Below are 17,917 nucleotides of genomic sequence, written 5' to 3'. Positions count from 1 at the left end.
GTCAGACATCAGATCGCCTCCCTCCGGGACGGTGGATCAGATGCAGTCCGAGCTGGAAATCCAGGGCCCACCAGCCCCGGAGGGAAATCCCCCGGATTTATCCGTGGGGATCGTTAATGGCAGTGCCGCTGGACGGGCGACAGCCACTCGGTGAGGTTCTGGCCCATCGTGGTGTTGACGTCCTCGGCCGTCTTGATGGTCTTGAAGAACTTGGCGTCCGCCGACTTGGTGCGCAGTTGCTCGGCGGCCCGCTTGCCGTCGGCGCGCACCTGGGCGTCCTCGCTTTCCTTGGTGGCGTCGTCGATCGCGGTGGCGAAGCTGGCCAGGGCCTGTTGCGCCTTGGCGACCGCCTTGCGGTCCGAAACCGTTTCGGTGAGGGCCTTGGCGAACGGCGCCATGTTCGCGCCGTATGCTGCGGCGAGCGCCTGGCAGCTGGACGCGACGCCGGGTGGGGCGGCCGGTGCGCTGCCGCCGCCCGCGGTGGCCGGCGCGGCGGTGTCGGCGGCGGTGCCGCAGGCTGCGGCGCCGAGCAGGATCCCGCCGGCGAGCAGGATGATGATGTTGCGCATGAAAACCTCCATGGGGATGGGGGAGTGGGAGCGCTCCCATGCCGCGAGCACCATAGCGCCCACCATGCGCGACTGTCGATGGGCAAGTGCCGCACGCCGTGAGCGGGCCCGTGGGGGTCAGGTGACGGGACGGCCAGGACACGTGCCCGGACCAGCCCGCGCCCGCCGGGACGTGCTGCGGATCCGGGGCCGCGCCGGCGAGACGAAGCAGGTCCAGGGCGGCGTCGACCTCGCATCCGGCGTGACGCCCGGGCGGCCATCGATCATCGCCGTTCTCGTCCGGTCGGGCGAATGACAGAAGTGTTATGACGTGATGTCCACTCCGTACCGGTAGCCTGATGCGGTGAGCAGCGACTTCGCGTTCTGGAAAGCCGGCAGCGGCAACCCGGCGGAGATTTACGACGCCCTGGCCGACGAGGTCACCGATGCGCTCGAGCCGCATCCCGACGTCGCCGCCTTCCGATCCGATCTCCTCGATCGCTGGCCCGATCTGATCGACGTGCTGGAGCCGCGCGACGGCGACGGCGACCGCTATGTCCTGTTGACGCTGCCATTGAGGATGCTCAGCTACCTGGACGGCATCTTCGAGCTCGCCGGCAAGTATGAGTTGCACGGCTACAGCGGCGTGGCGGGCGAGCCGTTCTGACCGGCGGCGTGCCGCGGTGGCAGCCACGCGCCGGCCGGGAAAGACGGCCGGCGAGGTGATGCGTGTGCATTATGGCGGCAGCCGCATCCAGTTGCGGCGATCACCTTCCGTACCCGGTCGGTGCGGGCGCTTCAGGGCAAGCTGATAACGGAAGCGTCCGATGTGGGTGAAGACCGCCATCGGCACTCGCTGACTCGATCGCGGTGGTGCGCGACCCCCGAAGCGGGACCGGCCGTCCGGCCGGCGAGCACCGAACGGCCGGAGCATCGGCATGCGCGAGACGCCAGGATGCCATCGGGGCCCGTTACCGGCCCGCACCTCGTCGTGGAGGCCGCACCGCCGCGGAGCGGCAACGTCGCTCAGCGACGGCATCCGGACGAGTGCGGGCCCTGCTCAAAGCCCTGTCAACCTCTTCGGTGCGAGCGAAGCGCGGGATCGCCGCTCAGCGACGGCATCCGAACGCGGCTCGTGTCCGAAGACCTGACAACCAACCTCAAACCATCTTCGGTACGGGCGGAGCACAGCTCCTCCACGCGCCGATAATCACTCGGCGTCGACCCGCGCCTGAACGGACTCGGCAATCCGCTTGATCCGCCGCAGCCTGGCATCCCAGGCCGACCCGACCGCCGCCAGCTGGGCCACGGCCTTGGCGAGTTGGACGTCGTCCACCCGGTACCGTCTCTCCCGGCCCTGTGCCGTGCCGTGCACCAGCCCGGCCCGGTCGAGGACGGCCAGGTGCTTGGCGACCGCCTGCCGGGTGACCGGGATCTGCTGGCTCAGCGTGGTCGCGGTTCCGGCCCCGTCGGCGAGCAGCAGGTCGAGCATCCGCCTGCGGGTGGGATCGCCGATCGCCGCCCACAGGTCGTCGTCGACGGTCGCGGTGGTCAAGGTCGGACCCGCAGCGTGCCGACGTAGGGTGCGATCCGGCCGAGGAAGTGGTCCCAGCCGGAGACGTGGTCCTCGTACTCGTGCTTGAGGGCCGCCTCGGTCCACCCCATCTCGCGGAAGCCGGTCTCGGTCATCCGCAGCAGGGTGCCGTCGCCGGATGCGGCCAGATCGAAGGTGACGAGCAGCGAGTTGCCGACCGCGGCGGTCTCGCCGGCCGGATGCGTCCAGCGGAACGAGAACATCTCCGGCGGTCGCGCGTCGACGACGGTGAACTGGACGGTCGTGCCGCCCGCGTTGCAGTCGCCGAAGACGATGTGGCCGGTGGATCCGGGTGTGGGCTCGTAGTGGGCGTCGTCGGGCCACCACTGCTTGATGTGGTCGGGGCTGCTCACGACGTCGAAGACGATCTCGGGCGCGGCCTCGATGAAGATCTCCCGCTCGATCGTTCCGTATTCCATGACTTCCTCCTGCAACCTTTGGTTGCGTGTCACGCTACCCCTCGAACCGGGCACGTGCAACCGATGGTTGCATTTTGAGGGCGGGCCGGCTTACACCCCTGCTGCCCGGGTCCGCCGGACACACGCCGCCGACGGTGATGCGGAGCCTTTTCGCGATCGATGGTCGCGACGTAACGGCGAATCAGCCATGATCGATGAAAACAAGCGCTTTCCCGCAGGTAGAAAGCGTCTGCCTGGAGGGCTGGGCGGGCATGGATCGAGGGTCGGGGCAGCGCCGGTGATCCGGGTTTGGCATGATCCGCCGCGTGATTCGCCTCTACTCGTTGTTCGCCCTCATAAATCTGATCCTTCTCATCGTCGCGCTGATCGACTGCCTGTCGGCCGACGAGGCGCTCATCCGGGCGCTGCCCCGCGTCGTCTGGGTGCTGCTCATCCTGCTGTTCTCGCCGATCGGCGCGATCGTCTGGTTCGTCGCCGGCCGCCCACCGCGCCCGGTGCGGTTGAGCAACGGCACCGCCTGGCGTCCCGGCAGCGGGTTCCCGGAGAAGGGGCGTCCCCGGCGGTCGGGCGCGCCCGACGACGATCCCGAGTTCCTTCGTGACCTCGCTGCCCGGCACGCCCAGGAGAAGGCCGAGGACCAGAAGCTGATGGGCGACTGGGAGGCCGATCTGCGCCGCCGCGAGGAGGAGTTGCGCCGCCGCGAGAGTGGCGAGAAAGGCAACTGACGGAGCGGCCCGCAGGTCAGCGCACGTCGGCGAAGGGGGCGCCCTTGATTCCGGCGCGGCGCGGCCGGCCCGGACGGCGGAACTGATCGCGTGATATCGGCCGCAGATCATGAGCGGGCCGGGCATCAGCGGCTCGGTGAGGGGTCGCCCGCGCGGATCGTCGCCGAATGTCCGACGGCTGGTGCGCCGCCTCCGTCACCCGGTCGGCGCCCGCTCGCGTGGACTGGTTCAGCACGGATCGCCGGCTTTACCGGGTGGCGGGCGGCAGCCGGGTCTGCTCGCCCGCCATGCCGGGCCGGGGCCGGGTCCGTTCAGACGCAGGCGAAGTTGACGCAGATCAGCGACTTCATCCGCGGGATGTTGAAAACCTGCAGGGGCTTGGTGGCCGTCGGGATCACGCCGAGCCCGTACCCGTCGTTGTCGGGGTCGGTGTTGTTGATGCTGGCGCCGGGGGGCGGGTTGAAGTCCTGCGGGTCGCCGGGTTGCGGGGCGGCCAGAGCCGGGCCCGCCACCAGGGCGCCTCCGGCCAGAGCGAGAGCGGCCAGCATGGCGCGGACCCCACTGCGCGTGCTCATTGTTGCCACCTTTCATTGCTGGTTCGGCTGCCGCGAACCTCGCGGCGTGTCTCAGCCTGCCCGCAAGAAAGCCCCAAAAAGTGCAATTCGGGCACAAAGCGGCTTAAAGCGTCCAAAAATCCAAAAGCCCCTACGGTACGGGTGAGCTCGGCTAAAATCCGCCGGTCACGTGCGTCCGAGACGCTCCTGTGCCTCGCGCAGCGACCTCTCGTACGGCACCCAGTCGGCGAGCCGCACCGGGAAGCCGTCCCGTTTCAGGCGGGTGACCACCGCCGGATCGTCGTCGACGACCACCGCGATGGTGGCCGCCGCCGACAGCCGGCGCAGCTGGTCGCTCTTGAAGTCGCGGGCCGGCCGGCGATCCGTCTGCGGTCGCATCAGCAGCCGCCCGTCGGGCAGCCCGTGCTCGGTGAGCCATCGCCGCGTCACCACCCGCAGATGTTCGGGACGCCCGGTCAGCCAGACCAGATCGTGGTCCCGCGCGTACTCGTGGGCCAGGTCGACGCCGGCGGTGAGCGGGCTGTCCCGTCCGGCCGCTGCGAAGAAGGCCGCCCAGTTCTTCGGCCGGCGGGCCACGTGGCGCAGCCGGTGCCGTACGTCGGCGACGACCCCGTCCACATCGAAGACCGCCAGCGGCCTCATGGTGCGTCCAGAGCCGGGGCGAGGATCGGGAACACCTGATCGGTCAGCTCGGCCGGCCGGGCGCGGGACATCATCCCGGAAGGTTACGCCAAGCCGAACTCGGCACTCGGCGTCGTCGTCACCGCCGCAGGCGGAATCGGCCCGGCCACAGCGCGGCCCGAACAGCCCCGTGGCGCCAGGGTGCTTCCCGGCGTACGAAAGAAGGATCTTGATCGGAATCGGTGGGGGAGGGTTCTTCGTCCGCTCTTTGATCGGTTCATCGTTCAACCGGACATGCCGCGGCACCTTCGCTACTAGAGCAGCTGAGACTGTTGCGCCATGCAAGCGATACAGTCTTTCCGAGTGGGCGAGCCTGATCTTGGACCTCGGCCGGAACCGTCTGCTGACCCTGGTCGGCGACGGCGCCGGGCTCACCGTCGACGATCTGAGGAAGGCCGCCGAGCAGGCCGAGATCGTCCCGGCCGACCTGGACCGGCTCGGCCGGTAGGGATCGGCTCCGCGGCGGGCTCCTCACGGGGAGGCCCGCCGCGGTGGCAGCGCTATCGGACGGTCCGGCCCGTCACCTCAGCCCGCAGGCGGTTCCGGATCGCGCGGCTGCCACCCAGGGCCACGGCCAGCCGGTAGCGGCCGTCACGGGTGGCGGCGGCCCGCTGCCACCGGTTCGGCGCCGGCCGGATCCGGTCCGGGTCGGGCACCTCGACCAGCAGGTGAGGCAGGAACTGGCGGCGGGCGATCGTGCAGGTGGCGATGTCCGGCCAGGCGATGCGTACGGTCGAGTCCGCACCGTCCGGCAGCTCCAGGTACTCCGTGGTGACCCGGACCGGCGGCTGGCGCCGTGACGTGTGCCGCATCGCCAGGACCACGGCCAGCACGCTGGCGCCCGCCAGGATCACGACACCCACGACGACCGGCGCCGGTCTGTCCCGGGCGAGGATCAGCATGTTGACGACGCAGACGCCGATCAGCACCCACTGCATGCGGGCGTCGGCGCGGAGCGTGGGCACCTCGAGCACGACCGGCCCGTTCCCGTCCGCGGCGGCGGGCAAACCGTCGTGTCGTCATGCGCGAGAAGGCCCGGCGAACATCGAAGATCATCCCTAACGGTCGCCGGTTCGGCGTAGGTTGGCAGCGAGAAGAAGGGAGCCACGCCAGTGCGCGACACGCCACCGTTCCGCGCCGACCACGTCGGCAGCCTCCTGCGCCCGCCCCGCCTGCTCAAGGCCCGTGAACAGCACGCTCTCGGCGAGATCACCCCGGCCGAGCTGCGCGCCGTCGAGGACGACTCGATCCGCGACGTCGTCCGCATGCAGCGTGACGCCGGTCTGCGCTCGGCCACCGACGGCGAGTTCCGCCGCACCTCCTGGCACATGGATTTCATCTACCGGCTCGGCGGCATCCGGCCCACCGACGAGAAGATCCAGGTCCGTTTCCGCAACGAAAGCGGAGAACTCGACTTCGAGTCCGCGGCGCTCGCCGTGGACGGCCCGATCCGGCTCCAGGAGACCATCTTCGGCGACGACTTCGCGTTCCTGGCCGCGCAGACGGATCCTCCGGTCACCGCCAAACTGACCATCCCGTCGCCGAGCATGGTGCACTACCGGGGCGGCCGGGCGGCGATCGATCCGGCCGTCTACCCCGGCGAGGAAGAGTTCTGGGCGGACCTGTCGGCCGCCTACGCCGAACAGGTGCGCCGGGTCGCCGACCTCGGCTGCCGGTACCTGCAACTCGACGACACCAGCCTCGCCTATCTCAACGATCCGGCCCAGCGGCGCCTGCTCACCGACCGCGGCGACGACGCCGAACACCAGCATCTGCGGTACATCCGGCAGATCAACGCGGCGATCGCCGTCCGGCCGGCCGGGCTGACCGTCACCACCCACATGTGCCGCGGCAACTTCCGGTCCTCGTGGGCGGCCGCCGGCGGTTACGACTTCGTCGCCGAGGCCCTCTTCAGCGAACTCGCCGTGGACGGTTTCTTCCTCGAGTACGACGACGAACGTTCGGGCGATTTCGCCCCGCTGCGGTTCGTGCCACCGGGCAAGATCGTGGTGCTCGGCCTGGTCACCACGAAACGCGGCGCCCTCGAAAGCAAGGACGACCTGAAACGCCGCATCGACGAGGCGGCCCGCTACATTCCGCTCGGGCAGTTGGCGCTGTCCCCGCAGTGCGGGTTCTCCTCCACCGTCGAGGGCAACTCGCTGACGTACGACGAGCAGGTCGCCAAGCTCAGGTTGATCGCCGAGACCGCCGCGGAGGTGTGGGGCTGACCGGTCGCCGGACCGCGGCCTATCTCTGGCCGGCGGTCTGACCGCCGGGGTTGATCCAGCGTTCGAGGGTGTCGCGCAGCTTGTCGGCGTCGATCGGTTTGGCCAGGAAGTCGTCCATGCCGGCCTGCAGTGCCCGCCGGCGGTCCTCGGCGAGCACCCCGGCGGTCATCGCGATGATCGGCGTGTGCCGGTCGGGCTGTTCGGCGTGCCGCAGCTGCTCGGTGGCCTGATAGCCGTCCAGTCGCGGCATCTGGCAGTCCATCAGGATCGCCTGGTATTCGTTGCTGCCGGCGAGCGCGACCGCTTCGGCGCCGTTGGCGGCGATGTCGATCTCGTAGCCGAGGGCGCTGAGCGTGTCGACCGCGACCATCTGGTTGATCTCGTTGTCTTCGGCCAGCAGGATCCGGCCACGACCGCCGGCCGGGATGTCCGGCGGTGCCGGTGGGCGTTCGGCGCGGTCGCGAGCGAAGTGCGTGAGCAGGCAGTTGTAGAGGGCGGACGGTCCGACCGGTTTGGCCAGGACGTCGCCGTCCACCGGGTGTTCGGCTGAGGTGTCGCGGCTGAGCAGGACGCAGAACGGGCGGGGCCGGATCCTCGGGTCGGAGGTGATGTGGTCGCCGAGCCGGGTGGCGTCCAGCTCCGGCGGGCGGTGGTCGAGCACGACCACGTCGTACGGCTCCCCGCGTTCCCCGGCCGTTCGCAGGTGGTGGAGCGCCTCGCGGCTGTCGCCGGTCGTGGTGACCTGCATGCCCCAGGCGTGCACGTGCTCGGTGAGGAAGCGGCGGCTGATCGGGTTGGCGTCGACGACCAGCATCCGGTGCGCGGTCAGGCCGCCCCGGGCCGGCCCGGCGGCCGGACCGTCGCGCGGGCCGGTCAGGGTCAGGGTGAACTGGAAGCGGCTGCCGTGGCCGGGCTCGCTGTCCACCTGCAGGTGGCCGCCCATCAGTTCGACCAGTTGGTGGCTGATGGTCAGGCCGAGCCCGGTGCCGCCGAACTCGCGGCTCGTGGTGCTGTCCGCCTGCGTGAACGGCTCGAACAGCCGGTCCAGTTGCTCGGGGTCGATGCCGATGCCGGTGTCGGTGACGCTGAACGTGAACCGGTGCCGGTCCTCGCGGGCCGGCCCGAGCGGATCCACCCGTACCACGACCTCGCCCTGATGGGTGAACTTGACCGCGTTGCCGACCAGGTTGAGCAGGACCTGCCGTAGCCGGCCCTCGTCGCCGCGTACCAGGTCCGGCAGATCGGCCGGATAGTAGGCGACGATGTCGAGGTCCTTGTCCCGGGCGGCGGCCGCGGCGGCGTGCAGCACCTGATCGATCAGGTCGCCGGGCGCGAAGTCCTGCTCGGCCAGGTTGATCTTCCCAGCCTAGATCTTGGAGAAGTCCAGGATGTCGTTGATGATCGTCAGCAGCCCATGGGCGGACGCGCGGATCGACTCGGCGTAGCGGCGTTGCACCGATTCCAGCGGCGTGTCCAGCAACAGCGTGGTCAGGCCGATCACGCCGTTCATCGGCGTACGGATCTCGTGGCTCACCATGGCCACGAACTGTGATTTCGCCTGCGCCGCGGCCAGCGCCTGGTCGCGGGCGGTGGCCAGCGCCTGCTCGGTGCGGCGGCGCTCGGACACGTCCCGGATGGCCGCGGACACCAGGACGCCCTCGTCGGTCTCCAGCGGTGCGAGGCTGATCTCCACCGGGAACTCGGTGCCGTCGTGCCGCAGCCCGGACAACTCCCGGCCCAGACCCATGTTGCGCACCGTCGGCGCCCGCAGGTACTCCTGGACGTCCTCGGTGTGGTCGGCGCGCAGCCGGGGCGGAATGAGGCACTCCACCGGGCGGCCGATCAGCGCATGCCCGGGATAGCCGAACAAACTCTCGGTCTGATGGTTGACCAGCCGGATCACGCCGTCCGAGTCGACTATCACCATGGCGTCGGGCGCGCTCAGCACCAGCTTGCGAAATCGCTGCTCGGCGCGTTTGGCGTCGCTGACGTCGTGCGCGATCGAGGCGGCCCCGACGATCTCGCCGTCGGCGTCGCGGATCGGCGAGATGGTGACGGCCACATGCACGAGGCTGCCGTCGCGGCGTATCCGGGTGGCGTCGTGGTCGCGGATCGTCTCGCCGCGGGCCAGTCCGGTCGTGATCCGGCGCAGTTCGTCCCGGCGGCTGGGCGGGTAGAGCATTCCCACGTTGCGGCCGATCGCGTCGTCGGCCGGATAGCCGTAGATGCGTTCGGCGGCCGGGTTCCAGGTGAGGATCGTGCCGTCCAGGGTGCGGCCGATGACCGCGTCGGCGGTGCTCTCCACGATGGCGGCGAGCCGGGCCAGCGCCTCCCCGGCGGCGCGCTGCTCGGTGACGTCGCGGGCCACGGCGTAGATGGCGGCGCCGTCCTCGGCCGGGGTGGCGTTCCAGCTCAGCCAGCGGTATTCGCCGTCGCGCCCGCGATACCGGTTCTCGAACTGGATCGCCGCCGTGATCCCGTCGATCTGCTTGCGAGTCTCCTGGAGAGTCCGGTCGATGTCGTCGGGGTGTACGAACGCCAGGAACGGTCTGCCCCGTACCTCTTCGAGGGTGTAGCCGAACGTGCGCGTCCAGGCGGGATTGACCCGGGTGAAATAGCCGTCGGAGGACGCGATGCAGAGCAGATCCCGCGAGAGGGTGAAGAAGTGATCCAGCTCCTCGGCCGTCCGGCGCCGTTCCGCCTGCTCCCGGTCCTGCTCGGTCAGGTCGCGGCAGGTGACGATGACCATGCTGAGCTGGTCGCCGGCGCGCAGCGGGCAGACCGTCGCCAGAATCTGCAGGGTCTCGCCGTCACGGCGCCGGATCTCGGTGGAGAACTCCATCCGGTCGACGGTGCCGAGAACCGTTCGCAGGTCGTGGTCGTGGCCGGGCCACCAGGGGTACGGCGGGTGCAGCCCGATCACCTCGTCCACCGGATATCCGGTCATCTGTGACCAGCGCTGATTGGCGCGCAGCACCGTGCCGTCCGGGGCGAGCGCCACCACGCCCTCGATCAGGGCGTTGAGCACGGTGTCGCTGAAGTCGCGCTGACCGCGTAACTCGGCGATCACCCGCCGGCGGCGGCGGTCGGCGTCGTCGAGCATCTGGCCGGCCCGCAGCAGCACCACGTACAGGGTGAGCAGCAGCAGGCCGACCAGGATGTCGGCGCCGGCACCCTCGACGGCGACGCCGAAGCGCACCAGTGACGCCAGGGACACCGCGATCAGCAGCACCACGGCCGCGACCGCGGTGGCGAGCCGGCGCACCGCGCGGCTGCCGGGCCGACGGCTGCCGAAGACCTGTACGGCGACGGTGTCCGGCCGGCTGACGGTCACTCCGGCGGCCAGCAGCAGCACGCCGGCCTGTGTGGCCGGCGGGGTGACGGCCGCGGTGGCGTCCCGGTACAGCGACGCCGGATCGAGCAGCGACGCCGGTGCTGCCACCCCGATCACCAGCGCGGCCGCCGCGGCCAGCAACTGCGAGGCCGGGTAGCCGCGGCGGGGCCCGGTGTCGAGCAGCATCAGGCTCAGCCCGAGCAGCAGGAACGCCACCGGCGACCGTATCGGCGGACCTCCGGCCGACACCGGGCCGGCCAGCCGTTCGAAAACGTTCTGCGTCTCGGTGAGGCCCGACACCAGCGCGTGCGCCGCGAACACGACCACCAGCACGGCCAGGGCCCGGCCGGTCCAGCGGCGCCGGGCGGAGACCCGGACCGGGCCGGACACCAGCAGCGCCAACCCGGCCGTCAGGGCCAGGACGGCGCCGGCCGGCGCCGTCATCGGCCTGTCCCCGGGCGCCCGGACGAGGTGACCGGCGAGTGCCACCGCGCCGAGCACGGTCGCGGCCACCGCCGTGATCCGCCAGATCAGCACCCGGAACCGGATGCCGGTCAGCGCAGAAACCATCACAACTTCCAGCGTTACCAATAAAATGCGAATACAAGCCGCATCTAGGAAATTCTTTCGCGGAGAAGATGTGGAGCAGACAGCCGCCGTCGTGACGTTGCCGGAACCGGGCGACCTGTTCGCCGGCAACGCCCTTTCCCGGCTCGGCCACGAGCTGCGCGGACCGCTGACCGGCATCATCGGCCTGACCAGCCTGATGAGCCGCAAGACCGCCGCCGGCACGGCAGACCCCGCCCAGCAGACCCGGCAACTCCAGATGATCAACGACAGTGCGTCGGAGCTGCTCGGCACCGTCGAACGCATCGTCGCCTTCGCACACAGCGCCGGCCCGGCCGACGACCGCCGGTTCGAACCCGTCGACTGCGTCACCGTCGCCGCGGACGCCGTCGCCGCGGCCGGCCAGACCGCCGCCGCGAAGAACAGACACGTCATCGTACGGACGCCGCCCGGCCCGGCCCGCGCGCTCACCGACCCCGGCGACGCTCGCCAGGTGGTGACCGAACTGCTCGGCAACGCCATCCGGTACGCCGACCACCCGGACATCCACGTCACCGTTCACCCCGGAGGCGCCTCCACCGGCCCGGCCGTGGAGATCGCCGACCACGGGCCCGGCCTGTCACCCGCCGACCAGCAGCGGGTGTTCCTGCCCTTCGAACGCGGCGACGCCGCCCGCGACCATGACGAACACGGCGTGGGGCTCGGGCTGTGCCTGGCCCAGCAGCTCAGCCGCCGCTGCGGGGCCACCCTGAGCGTACGGACATCACCCTCCGGGACCGTGTGCACGGTCGCCTTCCAGCCCTTTCCCGCCGGAGAGGAACCCTGATGGCCACCGTCCTCGTCGTCGACGACCGCGCCACCAACCGTGAGGTCGCGCGCCTGACCCTCGACGACGGCGGCCACCACGTCATCGAGGCCACCGCCGGCCACGAGGCCCTCGACCTGGCGCGCCGCCTGCACCCCGACGTGGTCCTCGCCGACGTGGTGATGCCCGGCATGGACGGCTACGAGTTCGTCCACCAGTTGCGCGCCGACGCCGGCACCGCCGACATCCCGGTCCTGCTGTACACCGCCACCTACCGGCCGGACGAGGCGCTGCCGCTGGCGTCGGCCTACGGGGTCACCCAGGTCATCGCCAAATCCGCCGACCCGGACGACCTGCTCGCCGCAGTCGAGCGGGCCCTGCACACCGAGCCGGTCACCGCACCCGTCACCAGCGGCGACGTCGGGGCCGAACACCTTCGTACGGTGAACGCCAAACTGCTCGAGAAAGTGCTCGCCCTGGACGAGAGCGAGGCCAGATTCCACGCCCTCGCCGACGTCTCACCGGTCGGGATCGTCTCCGGGCGTACCCGGCTCAACGCCACCTACACCAACCCGCGCCTCTGCGACATCACCGGCCTCGACCACGACCAGCTGGCCGGCCACGGCTGGCTGATCTGTCTCGGCCCGCAGCACAGCCAGGAGCTGCTGCACGACGGTCTGCCGGTCGAGCCGGTCACCTTCTACGGCGAGCATCACCTGCCCGGCGGCCGCCGGTGGCTGCACACCACCATCCGCCAGATCACCGACGACACCACCGGATTCGTCGCCACCGTCGACGACGTCACCGCCATGGTCGAACACGAGATCGCCGAACGGCGCCGCATCGCCGAGCGCTTCGACAGCCTCGCCCGCCTGTCCGGCGCGGTGGCTCACGACTTCAACAACATGCTCAACATCATCCTGTCGTTCGGCGAGTTCACCGCCGAGGCGCTGGGCGACGCCACAGGCGCCCACCTGACCGCCGAGCAGGCCGAGGCCATGCTCGACGACCTGGACCGGATCAACCAGGCCGCCCGGCGGGCCGCCCACCTCGCCCACCAGCTGCTCACCTTCGGCGGCCGCGAGGTCGTCCAGCCCACCGTGCTCGACCCGCACGCCGTGCTCGCCGACGTGACCGCGCTGCTCGAACCGGCGCTCGGCCCGCACGTCACGGTCACCGTCGACCTGCCCGCGAACGTGCGCAACATCGTCGCCGACGGAGGCCAGCTCACCCAGATCCTGATGAACCTGGCCCACAACGCGCGCGACGCGATGCCCGACGGCGGCACGGTCACCGTCACCGGCTCCAACGACGGCGACAGCGTGCACATCGCCGTCCACGACACCGGCCACGGCATGAGCCCGGAAACCCTCGACCGCGCCATGGAGCCGTTCTTCACCACCAAACCCAAAGGCCACGGTACGGGTCTGGGGCTGGCCACCGCCTACGGGATCGTCCGGCAGGCCAGCGGTGAGCTGGTGCTCGAATCGTCCCCGGGCGAGGGCACCACGGTGCACCTCTACCTGCCCGCCACCGACCGGCCCGCGGCCGGGTCCCCGCCACCGGCGTCCGCGTCCGCGGGCGACGGGCAGACCGTCCTGATCGCCGACGACGAGGACGGGGTCCGGGAGGCCGCCCGCCGCATCCTGAGCCGGGCCGGCTACACCGTGCTGGCCGCCGGCGACGGGCGTGAGGCGCTGCGCATCGCCCGCGACCATCCCGGCGGCATCGACGCCCTGCTGTCCGACGTGGTCATGCCCCACATGAACGGGCCCGAACTGGCGGCGGCGCTGACCGCGGAGATGCCGGGCACGCCGGTGCTCTACATGTCCGGGTACGCCGACCCGCTCATGACCGACCAGGGTCAGCTCGATCCGGACGTGACCGTGGTCAGCAAGCCGTTCACCGCCGACAAGCTCCTCGCCGCCCTGCACGCCACCCTCGCCTCGGCCGGGCGGCGGTAGGCGCGGGTCCCGCCCCTGCCGCCGGGCCGGTCCTGAAGTCAGCCGTCGGCGGCCAGCTCACCCTTGGCCTCGTCGTAGCCGGCCGGCTTCGGCGGCTCGGTGGGGGAGTAGATCACCCGGATCACCCCGGTCGGGTACGCCTCGGTCGCGATCACCCTCAGGTGGTACGGGGCGTCGCCCTCGTCGAACAGCTTGCGGCCCTTGCGGGCGGCCACCGGATGCACCAGCAGCCGCAGCTCGTCGACCAGGCCCGCGGCCAGCAACTGCCGCACCACCGAGATCGAGCCGGGGATCAGCACCCCCTTGACACCGGGGTCGGCCTTGAGCGCCGTCACCGCCGGCACCAGGTCACCGTCGATCAGCTCGCAGTTGCGCCACGAGAACTCCAGCTTCTGCCGCGACACCACCACCTTGCGGGTGTCGCCGAGCTGCTTGGCGAACGGAGCGTCCGCACCGCCGGCGGCCTCCCGCTCCGGCCAGGCACCGGCGAAACTGTCGAACGTCTCCCGGCCCAGCAGCAGCACGTCCGACGTCTCGTAGTCCTCGGTGACGGCCCGGCCCATGTTCTCGTCGAAGTACGGGAAATGCCACTCCGGGTCGATCTCCGCCACACCGTCGGCCGAGATGAACAGAGTGGAAACGACCTTCGCCATGATGCTGGCCCCTTATCGCGTCGTGTGCTTTCAGTGGGTGGACCGGCGTGCGGGCCGGAACTCATCGCCCCGCTCAGATCCTTTTCCGGATCCACGCCACGCATGCCCCGTCCACGTCGGCGAAGGGCCTGCCGAACGAGGCACGTGACGCCGCGTCGACCGCCTCACCGCGCCGCAGGACCCGGTCGGCGAAGTCCAGCAGCCTGCGCTCACCGTACCGATCGGCGAGGCAGCCCGTGGCCAGGTGGCTGTGCGCGTACCGCGTGTCGACGGTCAGGTCGTCATTCACCACCGCGAACGCGACGGCTCGGCCGGGGGAACGAGGCCGGAGCACGCCCCGGCGGTCCTCGTCCCACCGAGCCGGAGGACCGGCCGATACCGTCCTAGATCGCCCGGTCGCCGTGCGGGCCGTACAGGTGAAGGATCTCGGCGGGCGAGCCGCCCGCCGGGCCGAACCAGTGCGGCTCGCCCGCGTCGAAATCGGCGCTGTCGCCGGGTTTCAGCAACCGCTCCCGCTCGTCCTCGCCGAGCAGCAACCGGACCGTGCCCGCGAGCACGTAGAAGAACGCGTGCCCGGGGTGCGTCACCAGCGCCGGGGCGGCCGTCGTGGGGCTCAGGATCTGCTTGAACACCTGGATCCGGCCCGGGTACGTGGTCAGCGGGATCACCACACTGTCGATGCCGGTGCGGGTCGCCCGGTGGTGCGGCGTCAGGTGAGCGCGCGGATCGCCGGTCTGCGGGGCACCGATCATGTGCTCCAGCGACATCCGGTAGACGCGGGCCAACGGCAGCAGCAGGTCCAGAGTGGGCCGGCGTTTGCCGGACTCCAGCCGGGACAGCGTGCTCACCGAGATACCGGTGGCGCCGGCCAGGTCGTCGAGGGTCAGGCCCCGGTCCTGGCGCACCCGATTCAGCCGGGGGCCGATGTCGTCGAGCAGTCGTTCGAGTTCCGCGTCCACCCGAGCATTTTGCGGTCTTCGCAAGATCACTGGGCCGGGGAGGGGCGCCGGCCCGACGATCGGCGGCATGAGAACGCAACGGTGGCTGGTGCTGGCGATCTGCGCCACCAGCATTTTCCTCGTCGGCTTGGACACGACGGCCGTCAACGTGGCGCTGCCCTCCATCGGTGACGATCTGGGCCTCGCGACAGCCGACCTGCAGTGGGCGGTGGACGCGTACACCCTGGTGCTGGCCAGCTTGATGATCACGTCGGGTGCGCTGGCCGACCGGATCGGCCGGCGCCGGGTCTTCCGGCTCGGGCTGGCGCTGTTCGCCGCCGGGTCGGTGGCCTGCGCGCTGGCGCCGTCGATCGGTGTGCTGGTGGCGGCCCGCGCACTGCAGGGCGTCGGCGGTTCGATGCTGAGCCCGGTGGCGCTGGCGATCGTGGTCGGTGTGATCACCGATCCGCGGCAGCGAGCACAGGCGATCGGCGTGTGGGCGGCGGTCTTCGGCCTCAGCATGGCGGCCGGTCCGGTGCTCGGCGGCGCGCTGATCACCGGGCTCGGCTGGCGGACCGTCTTCTGGGCCAACCTGCCGATCATCGCGATCGTACTGGCGCTGACGTTCCGCTTCGTGCCGGAGTCGCGTGCCCCGAAGGCCCGGCGACTCGACCTGCCCGGCCAGATCCTGCTGGTGGCGCTGCTGGGCGCCATCGTGGCGGCGCTGATCGAAGGCCCGCGCCTGGGCTGGACGTCGGCACCGCTGCTGGCCGGATACGTGCTGATCGCGGCGACGGTGGCGGCGTTCATCCGGGTCGAGTCCCGGCGGGACGAGCCGCTCATCGATCTGGACCTGTTCCGGCGGCCGCCGTTCACCGCGGCGGTCGGCGGCGCGACGGCGATCTTCGTGGCGCTCAACGTGACACTGCTGCTCGGCACCCTCTACCTGCAGCAGGCGCGTGGCCTCACCCCGATCGAGGCGGGCCTGGTCACACTGCCGATGGCGCTCGCCGCGACGGTGTGCGCCCCGCTGTCCGGACATCTCACCGGGCGGATCGGGCCGCGGCTGCCGTTGCGGCTGGCCGGCGCCTGCACCGCCGCCGCCGGGGCGCTGCTCGCCGGGCTCGGCGACCGCACCGACATGACGGTTCTTTCGGCCGCCTACCTGTTCGCCGGCATCGGGGTGGGGTTCGCGAACGCGCCGATCACCAACACCGCGGTCAGCGGGCTGCCGGCGGCGCGGGCCGGCGTCGCGGGCGGGATCGCGTCCAGTGCCCGGCAGGTGGGCGCGGCCCTCGGGGTCGCCCTGGCCGGCGGCATCGTGGCGGACGTCGCACCGGACCGGCTGGCCGCGGCCACCCGGCCGGGATGGGCGCTGGTCGCCGCCTGCGGCCTGCTGATCCTGCTCGTGGCGCAGGCGTCACCGGCCACCGCGCCGGCCACCCCGAAGCCCGTCGCGGAGAGATCCCGGGAACCGCTGTCACCGCCGCGGTAGGCATCCGGCGATCGCTCGAACGAAGGAGGAACAAGCGCATGAAGATCGCCGTCATCGGTGGAACCGGGCTCATCGGCTCGCAGGTCGTCCGTGATCACCGGCGACACAGCCGGGATGTCCGCGGCGACGCCATCATCACCAAGGACGGCGCTCACCCGGCGGCCACCACCTACCGGGAGTGGCTGGGCCGGGTCCACCGCCGACGGCCCCTGACTCTGTCCATGAACGCCACTTGTGGCACTGACCAGCCGGGACGCGGAGCCACCGCGACGATCGCGGGCTCGCGGGCTCACCCAGAGACGAACCGACCCCCCCATCCGGGGAGACGGGTGCGAATCACGGCTATATGTCGCGGAAAATCGACACCCGCAACGGGTGTCATCACACCCACCATGGTGTCGCGTTCTCACAGCACACATCGCCCTGGACGCCGGTCCTCCGTCCGCCAGGCAACACGGCGCCGTTGTGCCTCCGTCGCATCGCTTCCCGGCTCCCGGCGTGCGGTGCCGTCATGTCGCTTTCTCGGCCCCGGCTCGTGGCCGCCGGGCCGAAGCGGCCCCGGCTCGTGGCCGCCGGGCCGAAGAGGGGTGCGCTGCCCCGCCGCCTGGCGAGTCGGCGGGGCAGCGCACGAATGCGGGTCAGCCGGCGAAGGTCTGGAACTCGGCGACCCTGGGCGTCGCCGTGGCGCCGGTGATCCGGAAGGTGACCTTGGTGGTCGAGGTGGCGGTGAAGGAGATGGAGCCCGCCCCGGTGCCGGACTTCAGCACCGCCCCGGTCGCGCCGTTCAGGACCTGCCACGCGCCGATCGCGCCGGTCGAACCGGACGCCTCGACGATGTTGATGCGGCCGACCGTGGTGGCCGACGACCACTTGATCGAGATGTCACCTGTGGTGCCGCTCGGCGACCAGAAGGTGCTGAGGTTGCCGTCCTTGACGTTGCCGTAGCTGGTGCCGCTCGCCTTGCTGGAACCGTCGGCGCCACCGCTGAGGCTCAGGTTGGTTCCGGAAGTCGCGGTCGGCGAGGCGGTCGGGCTGGAGGTCGGCGACGACGTGGGGCTGGACGTCGGCGAGGAGGTGGGCGATGCGCTCGGCGAGGACGTCACCGAGCAGGCGCCGATCGACACCTTCAGGCCGGTGTTCGCTCCGGCGGTCGCCGCGACGATCGACGGTACGCAGGACGCGTTGTCGGCGGTGAACGCGTACGGAATGCTCACACTGGTGTTGGAGACGACGTCGGGCCCGGCCGGGTTGTTGTCGGTGCCCTTCGCCGACCAGGTCACGTTGTCGAAGATGTTGCCGGACACCTGCCAGTAGCCGGCCGCGTCGGTGTAGAAGGTGCCGAGCACGTCCTTCGAGTCCTCGAAGTAGTTGCTGTCCACCCGGGCCTTCGC

The 17,917-nt window shown here is 70.9% G+C and carries 18 protein-coding genes and 1 pseudogene; 7 read left to right on the top strand and 12 right to left on the bottom strand.

The features are described from left to right. Positions 1 to 113: 113 nt before the first annotated feature. A complete protein-coding gene (locus AB0I88_RS38540; RefSeq protein ID WP_361036741.1) occupies positions 114 to 569 on the bottom strand; it encodes a hypothetical protein in 456 nt (151 codons plus the stop codon). A gap of 343 nt (positions 570 to 912) precedes the next feature. Between AB0I88_RS38540 and AB0I88_RS38535 the strand changes: the two genes are divergently transcribed. Then, positions 913 to 1,215 carry a hypothetical protein gene (locus AB0I88_RS38535; protein ID WP_361036740.1) on the top strand — a complete coding sequence of 101 codons (303 nt, stop codon included), beginning with the start codon at positions 913 to 915 and terminating at the stop codon, positions 1,213 to 1,215. Between the two features lie 543 nt (positions 1,216 to 1,758). Here the strand turns inward: AB0I88_RS38535 and AB0I88_RS38530 are convergent. Next, entirely contained in the window at positions 1,759 to 2,103 is a 345-nt protein-coding gene (locus AB0I88_RS38530) for a metalloregulator ArsR/SmtB family transcription factor (protein WP_361036738.1), read from the bottom strand. Continuing rightward, positions 2,100 to 2,561: an SRPBCC family protein gene (locus AB0I88_RS38525; protein ID WP_361036736.1), complete on the bottom strand. Its 462-nt coding sequence runs from the start codon at positions 2,559 to 2,561 to the stop codon at positions 2,100 to 2,102. The genes AB0I88_RS38530 and AB0I88_RS38525 overlap by 4 nt, the downstream gene beginning before the upstream one ends. A gap of 305 nt (positions 2,562 to 2,866) precedes the next feature. On the opposite strand from AB0I88_RS38525, the gene AB0I88_RS38520 reads away from it, so the two are divergent. Next, entirely contained in the window at positions 2,867 to 3,286 is a 420-nt protein-coding gene (locus AB0I88_RS38520; protein ID WP_361036734.1) for a PLD nuclease N-terminal domain-containing protein, read from the top strand. 311 nt (positions 3,287 to 3,597) lie between these two features. Here AB0I88_RS38520 and AB0I88_RS38515 read toward each other — a convergent pair whose 3' ends face one another. Further along, positions 3,598 to 3,861 carry a hypothetical protein gene (locus tag AB0I88_RS38515; RefSeq protein ID WP_361036732.1) on the bottom strand — a complete coding sequence of 88 codons (264 nt, stop codon included), beginning with the start codon at positions 3,859 to 3,861 and terminating at the stop codon, positions 3,598 to 3,600. Between the two features lie 165 nt (positions 3,862 to 4,026). Continuing rightward, on the bottom strand, positions 4,027 to 4,503 hold the full coding sequence (locus tag AB0I88_RS38510; protein WP_361036730.1) for a hypothetical protein: 477 nt from the start codon (positions 4,501 to 4,503) through the stop codon (positions 4,027 to 4,029). 358 nt (positions 4,504 to 4,861) lie between these two features. Here AB0I88_RS38510 and AB0I88_RS38505 point away from each other — a divergent pair, with 358 nt between their 5' ends. Continuing rightward, on the top strand, positions 4,862 to 4,990 hold the full coding sequence (locus AB0I88_RS38505) for a hypothetical protein (RefSeq protein ID WP_361036728.1): 129 nt from the start codon (positions 4,862 to 4,864) through the stop codon (positions 4,988 to 4,990). 52 nt (positions 4,991 to 5,042) lie between these two features. On the opposite strand, the gene AB0I88_RS38500 is transcribed toward AB0I88_RS38505, so the two are convergent. Further along, complete coding sequence (locus tag AB0I88_RS38500) at positions 5,043 to 5,516, bottom strand: hypothetical protein (protein WP_361036726.1); 474 nt, start codon at positions 5,514 to 5,516, stop codon at positions 5,043 to 5,045. Between the two features lie 138 nt (positions 5,517 to 5,654). Between AB0I88_RS38500 and AB0I88_RS38495 the strand changes: the two genes are divergently transcribed. Further along, entirely contained in the window at positions 5,655 to 6,770 is a 1,116-nt protein-coding gene (locus AB0I88_RS38495) for a 5-methyltetrahydropteroyltriglutamate--homocysteine S-methyltransferase (protein ID WP_361036724.1), read from the top strand. A 19-nt stretch (positions 6,771 to 6,789) separates the two neighbouring features. Here AB0I88_RS38495 and AB0I88_RS38490 read toward each other — a convergent pair whose 3' ends face one another. Together AB0I88_RS38490 and AB0I88_RS38485 are read right to left on the bottom strand one after the other, a co-directional pair. After that, entirely contained in the window at positions 6,790 to 8,079 is a 1,290-nt protein-coding gene (locus AB0I88_RS38490; protein WP_361036722.1) for an ATP-binding protein, read from the bottom strand. A gap of 57 nt (positions 8,080 to 8,136) precedes the next feature. Further along, complete coding sequence (locus AB0I88_RS38485) at positions 8,137 to 10,674, bottom strand: PAS domain S-box protein (RefSeq protein WP_361036720.1); 2,538 nt, start codon at positions 10,672 to 10,674, stop codon at positions 8,137 to 8,139. 70 nt (positions 10,675 to 10,744) lie between these two features. Here AB0I88_RS38485 and AB0I88_RS38480 point away from each other — a divergent pair, with 70 nt between their 5' ends. Beyond that, entirely contained in the window at positions 10,745 to 11,497 is a 753-nt protein-coding gene (locus tag AB0I88_RS38480) for a HAMP domain-containing sensor histidine kinase (protein ID WP_361036718.1), read from the top strand. Next, a complete protein-coding gene (locus tag AB0I88_RS38475; RefSeq protein ID WP_361036716.1) occupies positions 11,497 to 13,440 on the top strand; it encodes a response regulator in 1,944 nt (647 codons plus the stop codon). Before AB0I88_RS38480 ends, AB0I88_RS38475 begins: the two co-directional genes overlap by 1 nt. Before the next feature lie 38 nt (positions 13,441 to 13,478). Here AB0I88_RS38475 and AB0I88_RS38470 read toward each other — a convergent pair whose 3' ends face one another. The 3 genes from AB0I88_RS38470 to AB0I88_RS38460 all read right to left on the bottom strand — a co-directional run bounded on the left by AB0I88_RS38470 (position 13,479) and on the right by AB0I88_RS38460 (position 15,052). After that, positions 13,479 to 14,093, bottom strand: a complete 615-nt coding sequence (locus AB0I88_RS38470) for a dihydrofolate reductase family protein (RefSeq protein ID WP_361036714.1) — start codon at positions 14,091 to 14,093, stop codon at positions 13,479 to 13,481. A 73-nt stretch (positions 14,094 to 14,166) separates the two neighbouring features. Then, positions 14,167 to 14,382 carry a hypothetical protein gene (locus tag AB0I88_RS38465; RefSeq protein WP_361036712.1) on the bottom strand — a complete coding sequence of 72 codons (216 nt, stop codon included), beginning with the start codon at positions 14,380 to 14,382 and terminating at the stop codon, positions 14,167 to 14,169. Positions 14,383 to 14,476: 94 nt separating this feature from the next. Next, entirely contained in the window at positions 14,477 to 15,052 is a 576-nt protein-coding gene (locus AB0I88_RS38460; protein WP_361036710.1) for an XRE family transcriptional regulator, read from the bottom strand. 67 nt (positions 15,053 to 15,119) lie between these two features. On the opposite strand from AB0I88_RS38460, the gene AB0I88_RS38455 reads away from it, so the two are divergent. Next, positions 15,120 to 16,526 (top strand): DHA2 family efflux MFS transporter permease subunit, encoded by a 1,407-nt coding sequence (locus AB0I88_RS38455; RefSeq protein ID WP_361036708.1) that lies wholly within the window; start codon positions 15,120 to 15,122, stop codon positions 16,524 to 16,526. Between the two features lie 638 nt (positions 16,527 to 17,164). Here the strand turns inward: AB0I88_RS38455 and AB0I88_RS38450 are convergent. Beyond that, positions 17,165 to 17,917, bottom strand: a pseudogene (locus AB0I88_RS38450) (pectate lyase); the annotation flags it as partial.

It is taken from the genome of Actinoplanes sp. NPDC049802, assembly GCF_040656595.1.
GTDB lineage: Bacteria > Actinomycetota > Actinomycetes > Mycobacteriales > Micromonosporaceae > Actinoplanes.
Note: the sequence above shows the minus strand (reverse complement) of the source record. Positions and strands in the feature narration are given on the sequence as shown.